The 18,748-nt window shown below is 53.3% G+C and carries 15 protein-coding genes and 1 pseudogene (1 of these 16 cut by a window edge); 14 read left to right on the top strand and 2 right to left on the bottom strand.

Features of this window, described 5'->3' with window-relative positions; genetic code table 11:
• Positions 1 to 101: 101 nt before the first annotated feature.
• Positions 102 to 1,226 (top strand): mannose-1-phosphate guanylyltransferase, encoded by a 1,125-nt coding sequence (locus NY406_RS10035; RefSeq protein ID WP_260534074.1) that lies wholly within the window; start codon positions 102 to 104, stop codon positions 1,224 to 1,226.
• 55 nt (positions 1,227 to 1,281) lie between these two features.
• Here the strand turns inward: NY406_RS10035 and cysS are convergent, their stop codons facing one another.
• Positions 1,282 to 2,748, bottom strand: a complete 1,467-nt coding sequence (gene cysS / locus NY406_RS10030) for a cysteine--tRNA ligase (RefSeq protein WP_260534070.1) — start codon at positions 2,746 to 2,748, stop codon at positions 1,282 to 1,284.
• A gap of 261 nt (positions 2,749 to 3,009) precedes the next feature.
• Between cysS and NY406_RS10025 the strand changes: the two genes are divergently transcribed.
• Both NY406_RS10025 and NY406_RS11340 read left to right on the top strand, forming a co-directional pair.
• A complete protein-coding gene (locus tag NY406_RS10025) occupies positions 3,010 to 3,474 on the top strand; it encodes a hypothetical protein (protein WP_260534068.1) in 465 nt (154 codons plus the stop codon).
• A pseudogene (locus tag NY406_RS11340) lies at positions 3,471 to 4,035 on the top strand (transposase). The gene NY406_RS10025 and the pseudogene NY406_RS11340 overlap by 4 nt, the downstream one beginning before the upstream one ends.
• 13 nt (positions 4,036 to 4,048) lie before the next feature.
• Here the strand turns inward: NY406_RS11340 and NY406_RS10010 are convergent.
• A complete protein-coding gene (locus NY406_RS10010; RefSeq protein WP_260534066.1) occupies positions 4,049 to 4,240 on the bottom strand; it encodes a hypothetical protein in 192 nt (63 codons plus the stop codon).
• A gap of 160 nt (positions 4,241 to 4,400) precedes the next feature.
• Between NY406_RS10010 and NY406_RS10005 the strand changes: the two genes are divergently transcribed.
• The 11 genes from NY406_RS10005 to NY406_RS09955 all read left to right on the top strand — a co-directional run.
• Positions 4,401 to 7,676: a helicase-related protein gene (locus NY406_RS10005; protein ID WP_260534064.1), complete on the top strand. Its 3,276-nt coding sequence runs from the start codon at positions 4,401 to 4,403 to the stop codon at positions 7,674 to 7,676.
• A complete protein-coding gene (locus tag NY406_RS10000) occupies positions 7,666 to 8,055 on the top strand; it encodes a four helix bundle protein (protein WP_260534062.1) in 390 nt (129 codons plus the stop codon). Before NY406_RS10005 ends, NY406_RS10000 begins: the two co-directional genes overlap by 11 nt.
• Positions 8,052 to 8,747 (top strand): DUF4391 domain-containing protein, encoded by a 696-nt coding sequence (locus tag NY406_RS09995; RefSeq protein ID WP_260534060.1) that lies wholly within the window; start codon positions 8,052 to 8,054, stop codon positions 8,745 to 8,747. Before NY406_RS10000 ends, NY406_RS09995 begins: the two co-directional genes overlap by 4 nt.
• 12 nt (positions 8,748 to 8,759) lie before the next feature.
• The gene (locus NY406_RS09990; RefSeq protein ID WP_260534058.1) at positions 8,760 to 10,760 is read left to right on the top strand and encodes a site-specific DNA-methyltransferase; all 2,001 of its coding nucleotides are present in this window, start codon (positions 8,760 to 8,762) and stop codon (positions 10,758 to 10,760) included.
• A 12-nt stretch (positions 10,761 to 10,772) separates the two neighbouring features.
• Positions 10,773 to 13,871, top strand: a complete 3,099-nt coding sequence (locus NY406_RS09985; RefSeq protein WP_260534056.1) for a type III restriction-modification system endonuclease — start codon at positions 10,773 to 10,775, stop codon at positions 13,869 to 13,871.
• A 33-nt stretch (positions 13,872 to 13,904) separates the two neighbouring features.
• Positions 13,905 to 14,294 carry an integrase core domain-containing protein gene (locus NY406_RS09980; RefSeq protein WP_260534054.1) on the top strand — a complete coding sequence of 130 codons (390 nt, stop codon included), beginning with the start codon at positions 13,905 to 13,907 and terminating at the stop codon, positions 14,292 to 14,294.
• A 164-nt stretch (positions 14,295 to 14,458) separates the two neighbouring features.
• Entirely contained in the window at positions 14,459 to 15,037 is a 579-nt protein-coding gene (gene yihA / locus NY406_RS09975; RefSeq protein ID WP_260534052.1) for a ribosome biogenesis GTP-binding protein YihA/YsxC, read from the top strand.
• Positions 15,038 to 15,048: 11 nt separating this feature from the next.
• Positions 15,049 to 16,356, top strand: coding sequence for an adenylosuccinate synthase (locus tag NY406_RS09970; protein ID WP_260534050.1), 1,308 nt, complete (start codon positions 15,049 to 15,051; stop codon positions 16,354 to 16,356).
• Positions 16,357 to 16,656: 300 nt separating this feature from the next.
• Positions 16,657 to 16,971: an MTH1187 family thiamine-binding protein gene (locus NY406_RS09965; RefSeq protein ID WP_260534048.1), complete on the top strand. Its 315-nt coding sequence runs from the start codon at positions 16,657 to 16,659 to the stop codon at positions 16,969 to 16,971.
• A 94-nt stretch (positions 16,972 to 17,065) separates the two neighbouring features.
• Positions 17,066 to 18,328 (top strand): ferredoxin:protochlorophyllide reductase (ATP-dependent) subunit N, encoded by a 1,263-nt coding sequence (bchN, locus tag NY406_RS09960; protein ID WP_260534046.1) that lies wholly within the window; start codon positions 17,066 to 17,068, stop codon positions 18,326 to 18,328.
• A 28-nt stretch (positions 18,329 to 18,356) separates the two neighbouring features.
• Positions 18,357 to 18,748 carry the beginning of a ferredoxin:protochlorophyllide reductase (ATP-dependent) subunit B gene (locus NY406_RS09955; protein WP_260534044.1) on the top strand. 1,222 nt of this gene lie beyond the right edge of the window, so the window shows 392 of its 1,614 coding nt (coding positions 1-392); its start codon is at positions 18,357 to 18,359; its stop codon lies beyond the right edge, outside the window.

The following is an 18,748-nucleotide window of genomic DNA, read 5'->3' as shown; positions in this document are numbered from 1 at the left end:
GTGCCCCGGCGAAATGCCCGTCGGCAGTGGTGGAAAATGTCGTACATTAGGCTACGGGGACCTCGCCTTAACCATAGTAAGTTCAGAAAGATAGTGATGGAATGAAGCAGATCGCCGACAATCATGTTTATGCCGTGGTCATGGCGGGAGGAATAGGCAGCAAGCTTTGGCCACTTTCGAGAAAAAAGTCTCCCAAGCAGTTCCTTCATTTCTTTGATGGTGGAACGATGATCCGGAAAACGGTTGAAAGAATTGCCGGGGCCGTCCGGATGGAGAATATCCTCATTATTACCGGCAAGCAGCATTGGCGCCTGGTTAACGAGTCGCTTCCCGATTTCGATGTCGATAATATCATCATCGAACCCACCATCAGGGATACGGCCACCTGCATTGCGCTGGCCACTACCTTCATTCGCAAGCGCGATCCCGACGCTGTCACCATCGTACTGCCTGCCGACCATCTCGTGCTTGACGAAGAGCAGTTCCTGAAAACCGTCTCCAAAGGCGTCAAACTTGCACGGAAACAGCGAGGGCTGATCACGGTCGGTATCCATCCCGACAGGCCTGAGACGCGATATGGATATATCCAGGTCGAACCATCGGTTATGATCGGGGAGGAAAACGACGATCCGGATGACGATGACATTGCACTCTTCCGGGTGAAAACCTTTGCCGAGAAACCCGATCTGGCTACGGCCGAGCATTTTCTGCAAAGCCAGGACTTCTGGTGGAACAGCGGTGTTTTCATTTGGCACGTCGATGACATCAGCCGAGAATACCGCCGTTCTCTGCCTGACCTCTATGAGGATATGCAGAACGTTCACGCCTTTATCGGCACCGAGCGGCAAGATTCGGTCATCGAGGATGTCTACAGCTGGGTTCACCCTGTTTCGATTGCCTACGGCATCATGGAGAAGGCTGAGAAGGTCTATATGCTTGCCGGGAATTTTGGCTGGACCGATCTTGGATGCTGGGACGAGGTGATCAAGATTGGTCTCGGCCTTGAAGGACGCGACATGGATGGCAGCGAGTCGATCATGATCGACTCGAAAAATGTCTTTGTCCGGAAGCCCCATGGCAAGGCGGTGGTGAGCATCGGCGTGGATGACATCATCGTGGTTGATACGCCCGATGCGCTGCTTATCTGCAAGGCGGGCGAGTCGCAAAAGGTGGTCAAGGCGGTGGAGATGATGAGGCGGGAACCGGGCCTGGAAGGGTTCCTGTAGGATGATGTGGATAGAAAAAAGAAAGCCGGAGTTTTGTCGCTCCGGCTTTTTGCGTTCAGGCTTTTTTCTTTGACCAGGTGGCGCCGTCCTTGGTGTCCTTGACTTCGATGCCTCGTTGCAAGAGCAGGTTGCGGATTTTGTCGCTGGTGGCGAAATCCTTGTTCGCGCGCGCCTCCTTGCGGAGTTCGAGCAGCACCTGCATCACGTCGTCGAGGGTTTGGGCGCTTTCGCCGCTCTCTCCGGCAAGCAGCTCATCGCGGCTTTTCAGAATGCCGAGCACCTCACCCGCGTAGGTATCGAAAAGCGCCAGCGCGGCGGTTTTCGATACGGCATCAAGTCCGCCTTTGTCAAGCGCACCGTTGAGCGCCTTGACGAACTCGAACAATACGGCGATGGCCACAGGGGTGTTGAAATCGTCGTTCAGCGCATCGGTGATTTTCTGTTCGAAGGCAGCTACATCGAGCTGCCCGTTGCCTTCCGCCGATTTCAGCAATCGTTTGCAGACCTCCTGCAACTTCTCGAATCCCGACTGCGACGCCTTGATTGCCGTTTCGGAGAAGTCGAGCGGGGAGCGGTAGTGCGATTGCAGAATGAAGAAACGGATCACCAGCGGGTCGAATTTCCCGAACAGCTCCTTGAGGTTCACGAAGTTCTTGAGTGACTTGCCCATTTTGACGCCATCGACCGTCACCATGTTGTTGTGCATCCAGTAGCGCACGAAGGGCTTGCCGGTGGCGGCTTCGGACTGGGCGATTTCGCAGTCGTGGTGCGGGAACTTGTTCTCCATGCCGCCGCCGTGAATGTCAATGGTGTCGCCGAGGTACTTCATCGCCATCGCCGAGCACTCCAGATGCCAGCCGGGGTAGCCTTCACCCCATGGCGATTGCCACTTCATGATGTGGCCCGGTTCGGCCTTTTTCCACAGCGCGAAGTCCGATGGGTTGCGCTTGTCGGAACGCTCCGCGGCACGCCCGCCCGACTGCAACGCCTCCTGGTCGGTGCGGCCCGAGAGCTTGCCATAGCCCGTGAAGGAGTTGACATCAAAGTAAACATTGCCGTTTGACTCGTAGGCGTGGCCGGTTTCGACGAGCCGCTCGGCCAGTGCGATCTGCTCCGGAATGTGACCGGTCGCGGTTGGTGCGATGTTCGGGCGTTCGACGCCGAGTTTGTCCATATCTTCGTAGAAGCTGCGGGTGTAGAACTGTGCCACCTCCATCGGCTCGATGCGCTCCTGCCGCGCCTGTTTCTGGATCTTGTCCTCTCCCTCGTCGGCGTCGTCGGTCAGGTGCCCCACGTCGGTGATGTTCTGCACGTACCGAACCTTGTAGCCCTGCTTTTCGCCGACATGACGCAGCCAGCGAACCACGACGTCAAACGATACGTAGCTCTTGGCGTGACCGAGGTGGGCGTGGCCGTACACGGTCGGCCCGCAAACATAGATGGTAGCCAGAGCGGGATTGATGGGTTCAAAGGGCTCCTTTGTGCGGGAGAGCGAATTGTAAATATGCAGGGAAGATGACATCCGGATTGATCTGAATGGGTTGGAATACCCCGGTTGAGAGATCGAAAAATGTTTTGAAAGTTACACTTTTGGCTTGGGAAGGCAAGACTTTTAACCAGCCGCTGTTACTGAATTTTTCCGGTAAGCGTGCTCTGTCAATGGATTGCCAAATGAGCTTCGAGGGTGAGTACGTAAGGCATTTTGTCTCGCCAAAGCCGGAGAAATGCGGGTTAATACAGCCAATGAGCCTGAATTAAAGGTAAGGGAATCGTTTCTGGTATCGTGGGAGTCAGTAATTATGGCGTTATTTTGTGGTGTGTTATTGTGATAATATTATATGTATGTTATATTTTCCCCTTCAGGAAGTCTGATGGGCATGAGGGCAGCCGTGCGAAAGAAATAGCGCCCTGGACGCTAAAGGGTGCCGTCATTGCCGGTGTGGTGTTGATCAGCGGATTAGACTGGTTTTCTGGCCATGAGCTCAGTTTTTTTGCCTTCTATTTTATACCAATTGCTTTTGCCGCCTGGCATCTTGGCTTTCGGTTTGCCGTTATCACAGCTTTGCTGATCGGGATCGCATGGTTTTGTGAAGACTTGTTTGCCGGGCATCACTACTTCATCAGTCTGTACGAAGTCAGGAACACTGCGAATTATTCCGTGGCACATATCGGACGTAAGCCTGAAAAAGCGGGAGCACTTGGTTGTGGAAAAAATGATTCAAATCAACCAAGGAGGTTCCGCGCATGAAAACCAGGCGTTACAGTACAGAACAGATCATCAGCACCTTGAAGGAGGCCGATTTCGGCATACCGGTCAAGGATCTTTATCGTCAACACGGCCTCAGCGATGCGATGATTGACAACTGGAAATCGAAGTACGGCAGCATGACGGTCAGTGAAGCCAAGCGGCTTAAGGCACTTGCATGAACACTTCGGGCGGCGTTTTAGAAAGCTCTGTATGCTGATTGGGCTGAGCCAGACAAGTTGGCATGACAAACCCAAACCGGATACCCATGAACCGATTCGCCAGCGATTACGGGAGTTGGCCGATGAACGGAAGCGTCGGAAATTCGATAACGCCCCTGCATTCATCGGGAAAGCTCTTGATGCATGGGCGCATCGTTATGGAGTTAAACTGGTGTTCAATCGTCCGGGCAAACCGGTCGACAACACCTCTATTCGAGAGATCATCGGGCAATGGCAGGAGGATGACAATTCGATCCGCCCGCACAGCTCTTCAGGAAGGCTGATACCGGAAGAATTGATGGTTCAGCAAACGGATTTTTACCAAGAAGAAGTGGTCTTATAGACGGGGCACGTCATCACCCGCTCGAACGGGGCGGGCGGCCCATGTTCTTGCGATTGGCTGGCTTGTTGAAAGCCACTTCGAGAATGGGAGCAAAAAGCTGCCAGTCGATATGCGCTTCAAGCTTGACGAGCGGATCTTTGAGTTTTGTCAGCCGTTCGAGCAGAAAATAGTCGTCGAAAAGACCACGCGGATTGATGTTTTTCATCGCAGTACAGTCGTGTTGATAGGAACGGCGTCAAGAGACGAATATCTCAGGATAGAAAGTATGTTAAAGCTATTTTTTTCAACATCTTATATCTGTTCCGACTTTTTAGAGACGCCCTTATATAGGAACCTGTAAGCGTTGACTAAATGAGCCCCTATTCATGAAGATCATTGACAACATCAACACCCTGTTAGGCGACGATCTGAAGGTTTCAATCCGCCCCAAAGACAAGCTCAGGATAGCGGCTTCCTGCTTTTCTATCTATGCTTACGAAGCGTTGAAGTCTGAGTTCTCAAAGATTGAGTCGCTGGAGTTCATCTTTACGGCGCCAACATTTGTTCCCAACGAGGTAACCGACAAATTCCGGAAGGAGCATCGCGAGTTTTTTATACCCAAATCCAACCGGGAAAAGAGTCTTTACGGCTCAGAGTTTGAAATCCAGCTTCGCAACAAACTCACCCAGCGAGCCATTGCACGGGAATGCGCCGAGTGGATGCGGCGAAAGGCCGTTTTCCGATCAAACAGGTCGAAAGCACCTATGCAGCAGTTTGCGTGCATTCAGGGATCGGAGGGAGATACCGCATACATGCCGCTTCATGGATTCACCGCAGTTGATTTGGGTTACCAGCAAGGAAATGCCATTTCAAACCTTGTGAACCGGTTTGATGAGCCGGACTGTACGGCAACTTACCTGCAACTTTTCGAGCAGATATGGAATGATCCTGAAAAGCTTGAGGATGTTACGACAGTCATCTGTGATCACATTGCATCAGTGTATCAGGAAAACTCACCGGAGCGCATCTACTTCTTGATGCTCTACAACATCTTTAGTGATTTTCTCGATGATATCGACGAAGATGTCCTGCCCAACGACCGCACGGGTTATCAGGACACGCTGGTCTGGAACAAGCTTTTCAACTTTCAGCGTGATGCCGCCATAGGCATTATCAACAAGCTGGAAACCTATAACGGCTGCATCTTGGCCGACAGCGTGGGGCTTGGTAAAACATTCACGGCTCTGGCTGTTGTGAAATATTACGAACTGCGCAACCGCTCGGTGCTGGTGCTGTGCCCCAAGAAACTCGCTGACAACTGGCTGAACTACAACAGCAACCTGACGACCAACATCTTCTCCAGGGATCGCTTCAATTATGACGTTCTGTGCCACACCGACCTGTCCCGCACCTCGGGAGAGTCGTTCGGCATTCCTCTGAACCGCGTTAACTGGGGCAATTATGATCTGGTCGTCATCGATGAATCGCATAATTTCCGAAACAACGATGCCGTTAAAGACAGGGAAACCCGCTATCAGAAACTGATGAACCAGGTCGTCCGCCAGGGCGTTAAAACCAAGGTTCTGATGCTGTCCGCCACACCGGTCAATAACCGCTTCAATGATCTGCGCAACCAACTCGCGCTGGCTTACGAAGGCGACTCTGAAAATCTCAGCAAGAAGCTGCGCACGGGCAGATCAGTGGAAGAAATCTTCCGCAATGCCCAAACGATCTTCAACCAGTGGTCAAAACTGGCACCCGAGGATCGCACGGCGCGGGCCATTCTGGATGCCCTTGATTTTGACTTCTTTGAACTGCTTGACAGCGTCACCATTGCCCGTTCGCGCAAACATATCCAGACCTTCTACGACACCAGTGACATAGGCCAGTTTCCCGAGCGCCGCAAACCCCTGTCATTCCATTCGCCACTGACCGGACGCACGGATGTCATGAGCTTTAACGAGATCTTTGAACAGCTCTCGCTGCTCAAGCTCGCCGTCTATGCCCCGATTAGCTACATCCTGCCCAGTCGGCTCAAAAAATATGAAGACCTGTACGACACGCAGGTGGAAGGTGGCAAAGGGAAGCTGAAGCAGGCAGACCGCGAGCGAAGCCTGCAGGCATTGATGACGACCAATCTGCTCAAGCGCCTGGAAAGCTCGGTTGAGGCTTTTCGGCTCACCCTGAAAAGCCTGCACGACAACCACACCCGGACCCTGAGCAAAATCGATTCATTCAGGGTTGCAGGCGATGCTGGCAGTGTCTCTGACTGGACCGATAGCCTGGCAAACCTCGAAGCCGAAGAGGACGATATCCCGGTTCCGGATGACGCCGAGATCGGCGGCAAGGTGAAGATAAACCTTGCGGACATGGATCTTCCTTCGTGGGAACACGACTTGAAGGCTGATCTGGAAGTCATTAACGCCTTGCTGGAGTCCATGGCAAAAGTCACACCCGAGGACGACGCCAAGCTGCAACACCTCAAGGCCCTGATTCTCAGCAAGATTGAAAACCCTATCAATGACGGCAATAGAAAAGTCCTTGTTTTCACTGCCTTTGCCGATACAGCCAATTACCTCTACAACAACCTGGCGGAGACCCTACTAACAACACAGAGGCTGCACACCGGAAAAGTAACCGGCAAGGATGCGCCGAAATCAACCCTCAGAAAGAACTATGATTTCCAGTCGCTGCTGACGCTTTTTTCTCCTCGCGCCAAGGAAAAGGAGCAGGTGCTGCCCAATGAACCAGCTGAACTGGACCTGCTGATTGGCACCGACTGTATCTCCGAAGGGCAGAACCTTCAGGACTGCGATTACCTGGTCAACTATGACATCCACTGGAACCCGGTCCGCATCATTCAGCGGTTCGGCCGGATCGACCGCATCGGCTCGATCAACAAGACCATCCAGCTGGTGAACTACTGGCCCGATATTTCCCTGGATGAATACATCAACCTGAAGGAACGGGTCGAAAACCGGATGATCATTGCCGACGTGACGGCTACCGGCGACGATAACGTCCTTACGGCAAAAAGCAGCGAGATATCGTATCGGAAAGAGCAACTCCGGCGGCTGCAGGAAGAGGTGATCGAACTGGAAGACCTGAAAACCGGAGTATCCATCACCGATCTTGGCCTGAACGACTTCCGGATGGATCTGCTGAACTACGTCAAAACCAATGGCGACCTTGCCAACGTGCCCAACGGCATGCATGCGGTTGTCCCAGCCCGGCCTGCAATGGGATTGCACCCCGGCGTCATCTTCGCCCTGCGCAACCGCAACCATGCGGTCAACATCAATCAGCAGAACCGGCTGCATCCTTACTACCTTGTCTACATCAACCGCGAAGGCGAAGTGATTCACAACCATACCGAGGTCAAGCGTCTGCTGGACTTGGTGCGTACCTGCTGCAAGGGACAAGCGGAGCCCATTCAGGCCGTCTGCCGCCTGTTCAATCAGCAGACGGACGAAGGCCGGAACATGAAGGCCTGTTCCGATCTGCTAAGTGCCGCCATTCGTTCGATGATCGACGTCAAGGAGGAAAAGGATCTGGACAGCCTGTTCTCCGGCGGCAAGACCACTGCCCTGGTGAACACCATTGCCGGGCTCGATGATTTCGAGCTCGTCGCCTTCTTGGTAATTCAGAAGGATGAAGGATGAAGGCGGAATGAAAGACCTGAGAACAAGAACCAAGGAATTTGCCCTGCGAGTTATCCGGCTTTACTCGGCATTGCCTAAAAGCACGGAAGCACAGATTATTGGCAAACAGCTTCTGCGTTCTGGCACTTCAGTCGGGGCGCACTACCGGGAAGGCACTCGCGCTCGTTCCGATGCGGAGTTCATTAGCAAGATTGAAGGTGGATTGCAGGAACTGGAAGAAAGCTGCTACTGGATGGAATTGCTGGTTGAAGCTGGGATTATTCCTGAGTCTAAGCTCGCAGAGCTAATGGATGAAGCAAACCAACTCATCGCCATCTTGATTGCTTGCTCTAAAAAGGTAAAGCTGAAGGATAAAGGCGGAAGGAGGAAGGCAGAGTGAATTCATCCTTCATCTTTCCGCCTTCATCCTTTGTAGGACGCGTGCTGCCCAAGAACAAAATCTACGAGCACGGAAGCCCCAGCGCTGCAGTCAGACAGATGTTTGTCCGGCAGGTGGAACAGATTGTCTGGCAGCACAAGCTTGCCCCGGAAACAATCAACGTGAAGCCTTCCCGTGCCGTGCCTGAAATCCAGATCTTTAGCATCGCTCTCAAGGGGGACGAACTCAAACCCGAGGTGCTGCGTTGCATTGACCTGGCCATTCCCTTCCCGATTATTTTTGAGCTTCGGTTCGACGGGAAAGTAAAACCCATTGCCGCTTTTAAACGGCCGAGTGAAGCGGATGCCAGCAAATGGGTCATCAGCGAATATTTCGATAGCGACTGGACAGCCACCGATACGCCCCGCAAGCCCCTGCCAATGGTTTTCGACCTTGAGGCGCTCTACGGCCAATTGCTTCTACCCCTGATGCCGTACCCGGCACGGCCGGGCGAAGACCTGCAAAAGCGGGTGGAACGGATGGAGCGCATTCGGCTCAAGCACCGGGAGCTAGAGCGTTGCGAGGCCCGGCTCCGCAAAGAAAAACAATTTAACCGCAAGGTCGAGATCAACGCCGAGCTGCGTGACCTGAAACAAGAACTTGAAAATCTGACCCGTCCGCTGTCTGCCAGCGGGGCGGCAGTCACACCCTAAAGGACGATCAAAATGGAAAAACTGAAAATGCACTCTCCGAACCTGACCCAGGAAAACATCGCCCGTATCCGCGAGCTGTTTCCCGGCTGCGTGACGGAAGTAAAGGCTGAAAGCGGAAGGATGAAGGATGAAAAAGATTCCGCCTTCAGCCCTCATCCTTCATCCTTACGATATGCCATCGACTTCGACTTGCTTCGCCAGGAGCTTTCGGGGCATATCGTCGAAGGCCCACAGGAGCGTTACCACCTCAACTGGCCGGGCAAGCGGGAAGCCTTGCTTACCGCTAACACCCCCATCGCCAAGACCCTGCGTCCCTGCCGGGAAGAGAGCGTGGATTTTGATACCACGAAGAATCTGTTCATCGAGGGCGATAACCTCGACGCGCTGAAGCTGTTGCAGGAGACCTACCTCGGCAAGGTTAAGATGATCTATATCGACCCGCCATACAACACGGGGAATGACTTTATCTATGAGGATGATTTTGCGGAAAATACTGAATCGTTTTTACTAAAGTCAAATCAGAAAGATGCATCAGGAAATCGTTTAGTCGCAAACACTGAAGCAAATGGAAGATTTCATTCCGATTGGCTTTCGATGATGTATCCAAGACTTAAACTTGCAAGAAATCTTTTAAGGGACGATGGAATCATTTTCATTAGTATCGATGATGGTGAAGCTGGAAGTATCAGAGAACTTTGTGATGAAATTTTTGGTGCAGATAATTTTGTTGCAAATGTGATATGGGAAAAAAAGTATGCTCCATCCAACGATGCAAAATGGTTTAGCGATAACCATGACCATATATTTGTATACGCAAAAGTAAAAGAAAAGTGGTATCCCAAGTTATTGCCACGAACCGATGAACAAAATAATCGATACACGAACCGTGACAATGACCCCCGTGGTCCTTGGAAATCAAGTGATCTGTCTGTAAAATCATACTCTGAAGCATACGACTTTCCAATCACAACGCCTTCAGGAAGAATTGTAAACCCACCTCATGGAGCCTGTTGGCGTGTTTCAAAAGAAAAATTCGCTGAAATGGTTTCAGATAATCGTATTTGGTTTGGTGAAAATGGCGAAAATGTCCCCTCGATTAAGAGGTTTCTTACCGATGTAAAGGATGGAATCGTACCTCTTACCATATGGAATTTCAAAGATGTCGGTCACAATCAAGTTGGGCGACAAGAACTCAAAACGCTATTTGATGGCAAGGGGTTCTTTGATGGTCCCAAGCCAGTAAAATTGCTATTGAGAATTCTTTATTTGTCCAATTTAGAGAAAGATGATATTGTTCTCGATTTTTTTGCAGGTTCATCTTCAACTGCTCATGCCGTGATGCAACTCAATGCCGAAGACGGGGGGAACCGGAAATTCATCATGGTTCAGCTCCCCGAGCCCTGCGACGAAAAGTCCGAGGCATTCAAGGCTGGCTATAAAACCATCGCCGAAATCAGCAAGGAACGTATCCGCCGGGCTGGTAAGAAAATTCTTGAAGGCGAATGTCATGAAGGGTGGAACAAGGACATCGGCTTCCGCGTCCTCAAGATCGATTCATCCAACATGGCCGACGTCTACTATACGCCGGACGCCATTGAGCAAGGTCAGCTGAAGATTTTCACCGACAACATCAAGCCGGACCGCAAGCCCGAAGACCTGCTCTTCCAGGTGTTGCTGGACTGGGGCGTGGACTTGACATTGCCAATTGCAAAGAAAATTGTCAGAGTCAAAAAGGATGAAGGCGGAAGGATAAAGGATGAAAATTCCACTAGTTCAGCCTTCAGCCCTCATCCTTCATCCTTTGAAGAATTCGAAGTCTACATCGTAGACGAGAATTCTTTAATCGCCTGTTTCGATACCGGCGTGAATGAGGACCTGGTCAAGGAGCTGGCCCGGTTTGAACCGCTACGGGTTGTGTTCCGTGACACCGGCTTTGTCTCCGATGCCGTCAAGATCAACGTGGAGCAGATCTTCAAACAGATGTCTCCGGGCACTGAAGTGAAATCGATATAAGGAGGGCTTGGCATGAAACTGAAGTTCAAAGTCCAGCCCTATCAGACCAACGCGGTGGAATCCGTGGTCGACTGTTTTGCCGGGCAGGTGAATACCTCGGGCATTGCCTACAGGATTGACCCGGGCGTGAATAAAAAGCTGTTGGCACAGGGACCGACTTTGCCGGGAATGGATATTGAGCAGACTGGCTTCAAAAACTCCGATCTCCAGCTGACCGATGCCCAGCTGCTGACTAATATCCATGCCGTGCAGCGGCGGCAGAATCTGCCCTTGTCCGACAAACTAGTGTCCAGCGCCGGATGCAAGGTCAATCTTGACGTAGAGATGGAAACCGGGACCGGCAAGACCTACTGCTATGTCAAAACCGTCTTCGAGATGAACAAGCGGTACGGCTGGACCAAGTTCATCGTGGTGGTGCCCAGCATCGCCATCCGTGAGGGCGTGCTCAAGTCGCTGGAGATTACCGCCGAGCATTTCACCGAGAGCTACGGCAAAAAGATCCGCTTCTTTGCCTACAACTCCAGGCAGCTTCACCATCTGGAAAGCTTCTCTTCCGATGCGGGCATCAACGTCATGATCATCAATATCCAGGCGTTCAATGCCACGGGAAAGGATAACCGCCGCATCTATGATGAACTGGACGATTTCCAGTCGCGCAAGCCTATCGATGTGATCAGCAGCAACCGCCCCATCCTGATCCTGGATGAACCACAGAAAATGGAGGGCCAAAAGACGCTGGAGGCGCTGGCCAAGTTCAAGCCGCTGATGATCCTGCGCTACTCGGCCACTCACCGGACCACGCACAACAAGATTTACCGCCTTGATGCCCTTGACGCCTATAACCAGAAGCTGGTGAAGAAGATTGCGGTGCGCGGCATCGACGTCAAAGGTCTGGCTGGCACCAACGCCTACCTCTACCTGGAATCCATTGAAATTTCCAAGAAGGCACCGGTTGCCCGAATCGAGATGGAAGTGCGCCAGGGTGGCGGCATCAAGCGGATCGTCAAACGCCTGGAGCGCGGCAAAGACCTGTTCGTTGAATCAAACGAGCTGGACCAATATCGCGGCTTTGTCATCGCCCAAATCGACGCCAACAAGGACACCGTGGAGTTTACCAACGGCCATGTGCTGAGTGCCGGCGATGCAACAGGCGACATCACGGAAATGGCTATCCGGCGGATTCAGATCCGGGAGGCGATCAGGGCGCACCTTGAGAAGGAGCAGGTTCTCTTTGCCCAGGGCATCAAGGTACTGTCCCTTTTCTTCATCGACGAGGTGGTCAAATACCGGGACTACAGTCAGGCCGATGAACAGGGAGAATACGCCAGGATTTTTGAAGAAGAGTACGAGCGGCTTCTGAAGGATGAATTAGGAAGGCTGAAGGATGAAAAAGGGGATATTCAGCCTTCAGCCCTCAGCCTTCATCATTACTGGAATGAAATTCCAGTGGGCCGCACCCACAACGGTTACTTCTCCATCGACAAGAAAACCAAGAAGCTCACCGATCCGAGCTTCAAGACACGTGGAGAGGAAGCCGGGCTTTCCGATGACGTCGATGCCTATGATCTGATCCTGAAGGACAAGGAGCGACTGCTTTCCTTTGCGGAACCGGTCCGGTTCATTTTCTCCCACTCCGCCCTTCGCGAAGGCTGGGACAACCCCAATGTCTTCGTCATGTGCATGCTCAAGCACAGCGACAACACGATCTCGCGCCGCCAGGAAGTTGGCCGGGGGTTGCGGATCAGCGTCAACCAGCTCGGGGATCGCATGGACAACCCGGCAACGGTCCATGACGTGAATATCCTGACCGTAGTCGCAAGCGAGAGCTACAAGGACTTCGTCGGGAATCTTCAGCGTGAGATCAGCGACTCCCTCTCTGCACGCCCCCGCAAGGCGGACGAGGCCTACTTCACCGGGAAGGTCATAACCACGGAAACCGGTACGGTGGAAATTACCCCGGTCATGGCCAAGCAGATATACAAGTATCTGCTCAAGAACGACTATATCGATGACACGGATCAGGTTGCCGAAACCTACCACGAGGCAAAAGCCAACGGGACCCTGGCGGCGCTTCCGCCCGAGCTCGCCCCTCATGCGGACCAGATTTTCGGCTTGATCGACAGCGTCTTCAGCGAGTCCCAGCTGCCCGACGTGGGTGATGATCGCAAGCCGAAGACCAATCCGCTGAATGCCAACTTCGAGAAAAAAGAGTTCAAGGCGCTCTGGAATCGCATTAATCAGAAGGCGATCTACCGTGTCGAGTTCGATTCCAGTGAACTCATTCGAAACAGCATTCAGACCCTGGATAAAGATCTGCATGTAACCCCATTAACCTATACGGTTCAAAAAGGGGAACAGACTAAGGTAGCAACCTATGACCAGTTAAAGGCAGGCCAAGGATTTGATATCAAAGAAACATCTACGGAGTTTGGAACTTCCTCGCATTCCATGGTCACCTATGACCTGCTTGGGAAAATTGCCGAAAACACCCAGCTGACAAGAAAGACCGTCGCCGAGATATTGAGCGGCGTTCAGACGGCGGTTTTCAAGCAATTCAAACAGAACCCGGAGCATTTCATTGCCGAAGGTTCACGGCTTATCAATGAACAGAAGGCCACGATCATCATCGAGCGGCTGAGCTACGACAACATTGCCGAGACCCACAATGTCGATATTTTCACCGCAGGCCAAAGCAAGCAGGACTTCACCAAGGCGAGCGAGAAGCTAAAGAACCACATCTATGACTACGTGATCACCGACTCCAAGGTTGAGCGGGAATTTGTGAAAGAGCTGGACACCAGCGCCGAGGTTGTCGTCTATGCCAAATTGCCTCGCGGATTTCTCATTCCCACACCGTTAGGCGACTACAATCCGGACTGGGCGATATCTTTCAGAGAAGGCGCTGTCAAGCACATCTACTTTGTAGCTGAGACCAAGGGTTCAATTTCGAGTATGGAACTGCGGACCATCGAGGCCACAAAAATCGAGTGTGCGCGGAAATTCTTTGAAGAGATCAATAAGCGGGTTGAACGGGATAAGGTAAGGTATGATGTTGTGAATGATTTCGGGAAGCTGATGGCGCTGGTTGGTGGGAGCGGAGTAGTTAAATGAGCCATCCTTAATTGTTTAATAAAAAATTTTGCGATGAGAAGCATAGTTCGAAAATACCACGATTTTGTTTCCGATCCGGGATTTCTACGATTTGATTCTAATTTCGATTATCTCTCCACCGATCAGGGCAGCCAGTTCACCAGCGAGGTCTTTGCCGAAGCCGTCATCACAGAGTCCAAGTCTGCACTCTCCATGGATGGCAAAGGCCGAGCAATTGACAACGTCTTCATCGAACGGCAATGGGGGAGCGTCAAGTATGAGTACATTGACCTGAACCCACCAGCCGATGGTTTCGAACTCTACAAAGGTCTGAAGCATTGGGTCAACGACTACAACACGGTTCGCCGCCACAAAGCGCTTGATGGTGTCCGGTTGGCAAAAGTCTATTCTGCCAATAAACGACCGATTTCGGAAGCCACATGAACAAACTTATTTTCTCTCGATAGCTGTCTTGCTACGGGGGGAGAACCTCATTCCATTGGGATTTACCGCTACGTTTTTTAGCTTCACTCTTTTGGCAACCAGCATGAGGCCTCGGCCATTTCTCCCGGAATTTGCCGCTGCGTCCTCACCTTTCACCCGCATTCATGAACATCACCAGCGCTGAATTTTTCTGTAGTTATTCCAGCTTGAACGGGCTGCCGTCCGATGGTCGTCCGGAAATTGTGTTTGTGGGGCGGTCGAATGTCGGCAAATCTTCGCTGCTGAATTCCCTTTGCGCCCGTAAGGGGTTGGCGAAGACCAGTTCAACGCCGGGTAAGACGCGGCTCATCAACTATTTCCTTATCAACAACAATCTCTACTTCGTCGATCTGCCGGGGTACGGGTATGCCAAGGTCGGGCAGGGCGAGCGTGAGAGCTGGGGGAAGCTGCTGACGGACTATATCGTCAAGCGTGATGAGATTGCTCTTGTGGTACTGCTTGTCGATTCGCGGCATCCGGGGATGGCGTCCGACCTTGAGATGATGGAGTTTCTTGACTATTGCGGGCGTCCGTTCGGCATCGTCTTGACCAAGTGGGACAAGCTGAAGCAGGCCGAAAAGTCGAAGGCCCGGCGCACGATTGAAAGTTGTGCATCGAATGCCAGATTTATTGTAAATTACTCGTCTTTGTCGGGCAGTGGCCGGGACAGGCTTCTGGCTTCGATCGATACTTTTTCTCAGTAAAAACAAGCGACGTGGAAGAAAAAACATTCAGCAGGCCGGCAGCGTCTGCTACCGTGCTTGTGGGCACGCAGTTCGGCGACGAGGGCAAGGGCAAGCTGGTCGATTACCTTTCGGACAAATACGACATCGTGGTGCGCTACCAGGGCGGCGCGAATGCCGGTCACACCATCTGCTTCGACGGCAAGACCGTCGTGCTGCACCTCATTCCCTCGGGTATCTTCAACAAGGATTGCATCTGTGTGATCGGCAATGGCGTTGTGATCGATCCGAACGCGCTCATGGATGAGATCAAAAAGGTCGAAGAGCTTGGCTACGACGTGAAAGGCCGTTTGTTCATCAGCCACAACGCGCACCTGATCATGCCGTATCACAAACGGCTCGATTCGCTGAGCGAGTCCTGCCTCTCCGGCGATAACAAAATCGGCACCACCGGTCGCGGCATCGGCCCGAGCTACGAGGACAAGTTCGCCCGCAAAGGCATCCGGGTGGTTGATCTGCTCAATCGCGACGTGCTGAAGGAAAAGCTGCGTGAGAACCTCGCTGCCAAGAACAAGCTGATCAGCAAGGTGTACGAGCAGGAGGAGATTGACGTCGAGGCGATCATTCGCGAGTACGAGGAGTTCGACAAGGCGATCGATCCCTACGTGACCAACACCCAGCTCTACCTGAACCGCCAGATCAAGGCGGGCAAGACCGTGCTGCTCGAAGGCGCGCAGGGCTGTCTGCTCGATGTCGATCATGGCACCTATCCGTTTGTGACCTCTTCCAACCCGACCTCCGGCGGTGCCTGCACCGGTTCCGGCGTGGCGCCGAACCACGTCGGCAAGATCATCGGCGTTTGCAAGGCGTACATGACCCGCGTCGGCAACGGCGACTTTCCGACCGAGCTCGACGACGAGATTGGCGAAGCGCTCGGCAGGATCGGCTGCGAGTTTGGCGCGACCACTGGGCGCAAGCGTCGCTGCGGCTGGCTCGACCTGGTGGCGCTGCGTTATTCGCTCACCGTTAGCGGCGTGACCGAGCTAGCGCTGACCAAGCTCGATGTGCTCGACACCTTCGAGGAGATCAAGGTCTGCACCTCCTACATGCTTGACGGTAAGGAGATTTTCGACTTCCCGACCGAGCACCAGACCCTGTCGCGTGTGCAGCCGGTTTACAAGTCGCTCAAGGGCTGGATGGCTTCGAATGCCAAGGCAAAGAGCTTCGCGGAGATGCATCCCAACGCTCAGGCATACGTCAACTTCCTCGAAGAGGCGACCGGCGTTCCAGTGACCTTCATTTCGGTAGGGCCAGGGCGCGACGAAACGGTCTTCAAGTAAAAGGTTGGGCTGAAGCCTGGATTTTTTTGGCTTTCTGTTTCCCTCTCCCCCCCCCCCCCGGCTTGAAAGCCGGGGCAACAGAATAAGGATGTAAGAGTGAATGTCCGCCGGGTTGAAACCCGTCTGAATGTGGGAAAGCCGGGGCGATTGAATGGAAGAGGTTTGAGTGTCCGCAGGGTTGTTACTTTGGCAATTAAATCTCTTAAACTCTCTTCAACAATTGCCCCGGACTTTAGTCCGGGGTTTATGGATAACTTATAGTATATACGGGCTTTAGTCCAATCTCATTCCGGTTGCCTTATGGCCCTTCTCGAAATTACGGTGATACCGCTCGGTACGGCGGGCAGCGGTTTGAGCGCCTGGATTGCAGGACTCGAATCGCTGCTTGAAGAGAGCGGCTTGCCTTTCCGGTTGAGCGATATGGGAACCATCGTCGAAGGTTCGGCGGACGAGCTGTTTGCCATTGCCCGGAAGCTGCATGAGCACTGCTTCGGCGCGGGGGTGGCGAGGGTTTACACCGTGATGAAGATCGACGACCGGCGCGATAAAGCGGTAGCCATCGGAGACAAGGTGGCGTCGGTCGAGGCCCGCAAGGCTGTTAAGCCGGATAAATGAAAAAATATTTTTATCTTCGGGTTCAAAAAATTCAGGGTTGCGCGCCCGGAGCCATTTCGGAGCAGCCAGCACCATCCTATAAAGTCATATTGCCATGATGCCGGTTTCAAGCGATTGCCAGATTCTCAAAGAGGATAACGTAACCCACAGTTTTTGCGGTCTTGCCTGCGTCGGCTGGCTTTACCAGAAGATCAAGGACAGCTTTTTCCTCATTCTCGGTACCCACACCTGCGCCCACTTTCTCCAGAACGCCCTCGGCATGATGATCTTCGCCAAACCGCGATTCGGCGTGGCGTTGATCGAGGAGGCTGATCTTTCGAGGGCAGAGCCTCAGCTTGAGGCGGTGATCGAGGAGATCAAGCGCGACCACAACCCGTCGGTGATCTTCCTGCTATCGTCCTGCACTCCCGAGGTGATGAAGGTGGACTTCAAGGGGCTGGCCCACCATCTCAGCACCGACAAGACGCCAGTGCTCTTCGTTCCGGCCAGCGGCCTCGTCTTCAACTTCACGCAGGCGGAGGACTCGGTGCTTCAGGCGCTGGTGCCCTTCTGCCCCGAAGCTCCGGCGGGTGACAAGAAGGTGGTGTTCGTCGGTTCAGTGAACGACATCACGGCTGACGATCTTCGCACCGAAGCCGAACAGCTCGGCATTCCGGTGGGTGGCTTCCTGCCTGAGAGCCGCTTCGACAAGCTCCCGGCCATCGGCCCTGATACGGTGCTCGCGCCGATCCAGCCCTATCTGTCGCGCGTCTGCTCCCGTCTGAACCGCGAACGCGGCTCGCAGGTGCTCACCTCGCTCTTTCCGTTTGGTCCCGACGGCACCAAGACCTTCTGGGAAGACCTCGCTGCCATGTTCGGTATCAAGGTCGATCTCTCCGACCGCGCCGAAGCTGCATGGCAGAAGATCAAGCCGCAGACCGATCTGCTGAAGGGCAAGAAGATCTTCCTCACCGCCGATACCATGATGGAGCTGCCGCTGGCCCGCTTCCTCAAAAACGCTGGCGCGGAGGTTGTGGAGTGTAGTAGCGCCTATATCAACAAGAAATTCCACGCTCGCGAACTCGAAGCGCTCGAAGGTGTCAAGGTGGTCGAGCAGCCCAACTTCCATCGCCAGCTCGAAGAGATCAAACAGACGCGGCCCGACATGATCGTCACCTCGCTCATGACGGCCAACCCGTTCGTCGGGCACGGCTTTATTGTGAAGTGGAGCATGGAGTTCACGCTCATGTCGATCCACAGCTGGTCGGGTGTCTTTACTCTTGCCAACCTGTTCGTTTCGCCACTCCTGCGCCGCGAGAGTCTGCCGGAGTTCGACGAATCGGTGTGGCTCGAAGGGGTAATGCCCAGCTCACGGTAAATTCAAGGACGAAAACCAACGAAGAATCATGCGTTTAGCTTTCTGGTTGTATGAAGGGACCGCGCTGCACGGTGTCAGCCGTGTGACCAACAGTATGAAAGGGGTCCATACCGTTTACCATGCCCCGCAGGGTGACGATTATATCACGGCGACCTACACCATGCTTGAACGGACGCCCGAGTTCCCGAAGCTCTCCATCAGCGTCGTTCGCGGCCAGGACCTGGCGCGTGGCACTTCGCGTCTGCCCGGCACGGTCGAGCAGGTTGACAAGCACTACAAGCCGGAGCTGATCGTGGTGGCCCCGAGTTGCAGCACGGCGCTGCTCCAGGAGGATCTCGGCCAGATGGCGCGGGCTTCCGGCGTCGATCAGAGCAAGATTATGGTCTATGCGGTCAACCCGTTCCGCGTGGCCGAAAACGA

The organism is Chlorobaculum sp. MV4-Y, assembly GCF_025244685.1.
In the GTDB taxonomy this organism is placed as follows: Bacteria; Bacteroidota; Chlorobiia; order Chlorobiales; family Chlorobiaceae; genus Chlorobaculum.
The sequence above is the reverse complement of the archived record's forward strand: the minus strand, read 5'-3'. Positions and strand labels throughout refer to the sequence as shown.

Bases quoted from the DNA above. Each gene is read 5' to 3' on its own strand.
- NY406_RS10035 (WP_260534074.1), top strand. From the start codon at position 102: ATGAAGCAGATCGCCGACAATCATGTTTATGCCGTGGTCATGGCGGGA.
- cysS (WP_260534070.1), bottom strand. From the start codon at position 2,748: ATGTCATCTTCCCTGCATATTTACAATTCGCTCTCCCGCACAAAGGAG.
- NY406_RS10010 (WP_260534066.1), bottom strand. From the start codon at position 4,240: ATGAAAAACATCAATCCGCGTGGTCTTTTCGACGACTATTTTCTGCTC.
- NY406_RS10005 (WP_260534064.1), top strand. From the start codon at position 4,401: ATGAAGATCATTGACAACATCAACACCCTGTTAGGCGACGATCTGAAG.
- NY406_RS10000 (WP_260534062.1), top strand. From the start codon at position 7,666: ATGAAGGATGAAGGCGGAATGAAAGACCTGAGAACAAGAACCAAGGAA.
- NY406_RS09990 (WP_260534058.1), top strand. From the start codon at position 8,760: ATGGAAAAACTGAAAATGCACTCTCCGAACCTGACCCAGGAAAACATC.
- NY406_RS09985 (WP_260534056.1), top strand. From the start codon at position 10,773: ATGAAACTGAAGTTCAAAGTCCAGCCCTATCAGACCAACGCGGTGGAA.
- NY406_RS09980 (WP_260534054.1), top strand. From the start codon at position 13,905: ATGAGAAGCATAGTTCGAAAATACCACGATTTTGTTTCCGATCCGGGA.
- yihA (WP_260534052.1), top strand. From the start codon at position 14,459: ATGAACATCACCAGCGCTGAATTTTTCTGTAGTTATTCCAGCTTGAAC.
- NY406_RS09965 (WP_260534048.1), top strand. From the start codon at position 16,657: ATGGCCCTTCTCGAAATTACGGTGATACCGCTCGGTACGGCGGGCAGC.
- bchN (WP_260534046.1), top strand. From the start codon at position 17,066: ATGATGCCGGTTTCAAGCGATTGCCAGATTCTCAAAGAGGATAACGTA.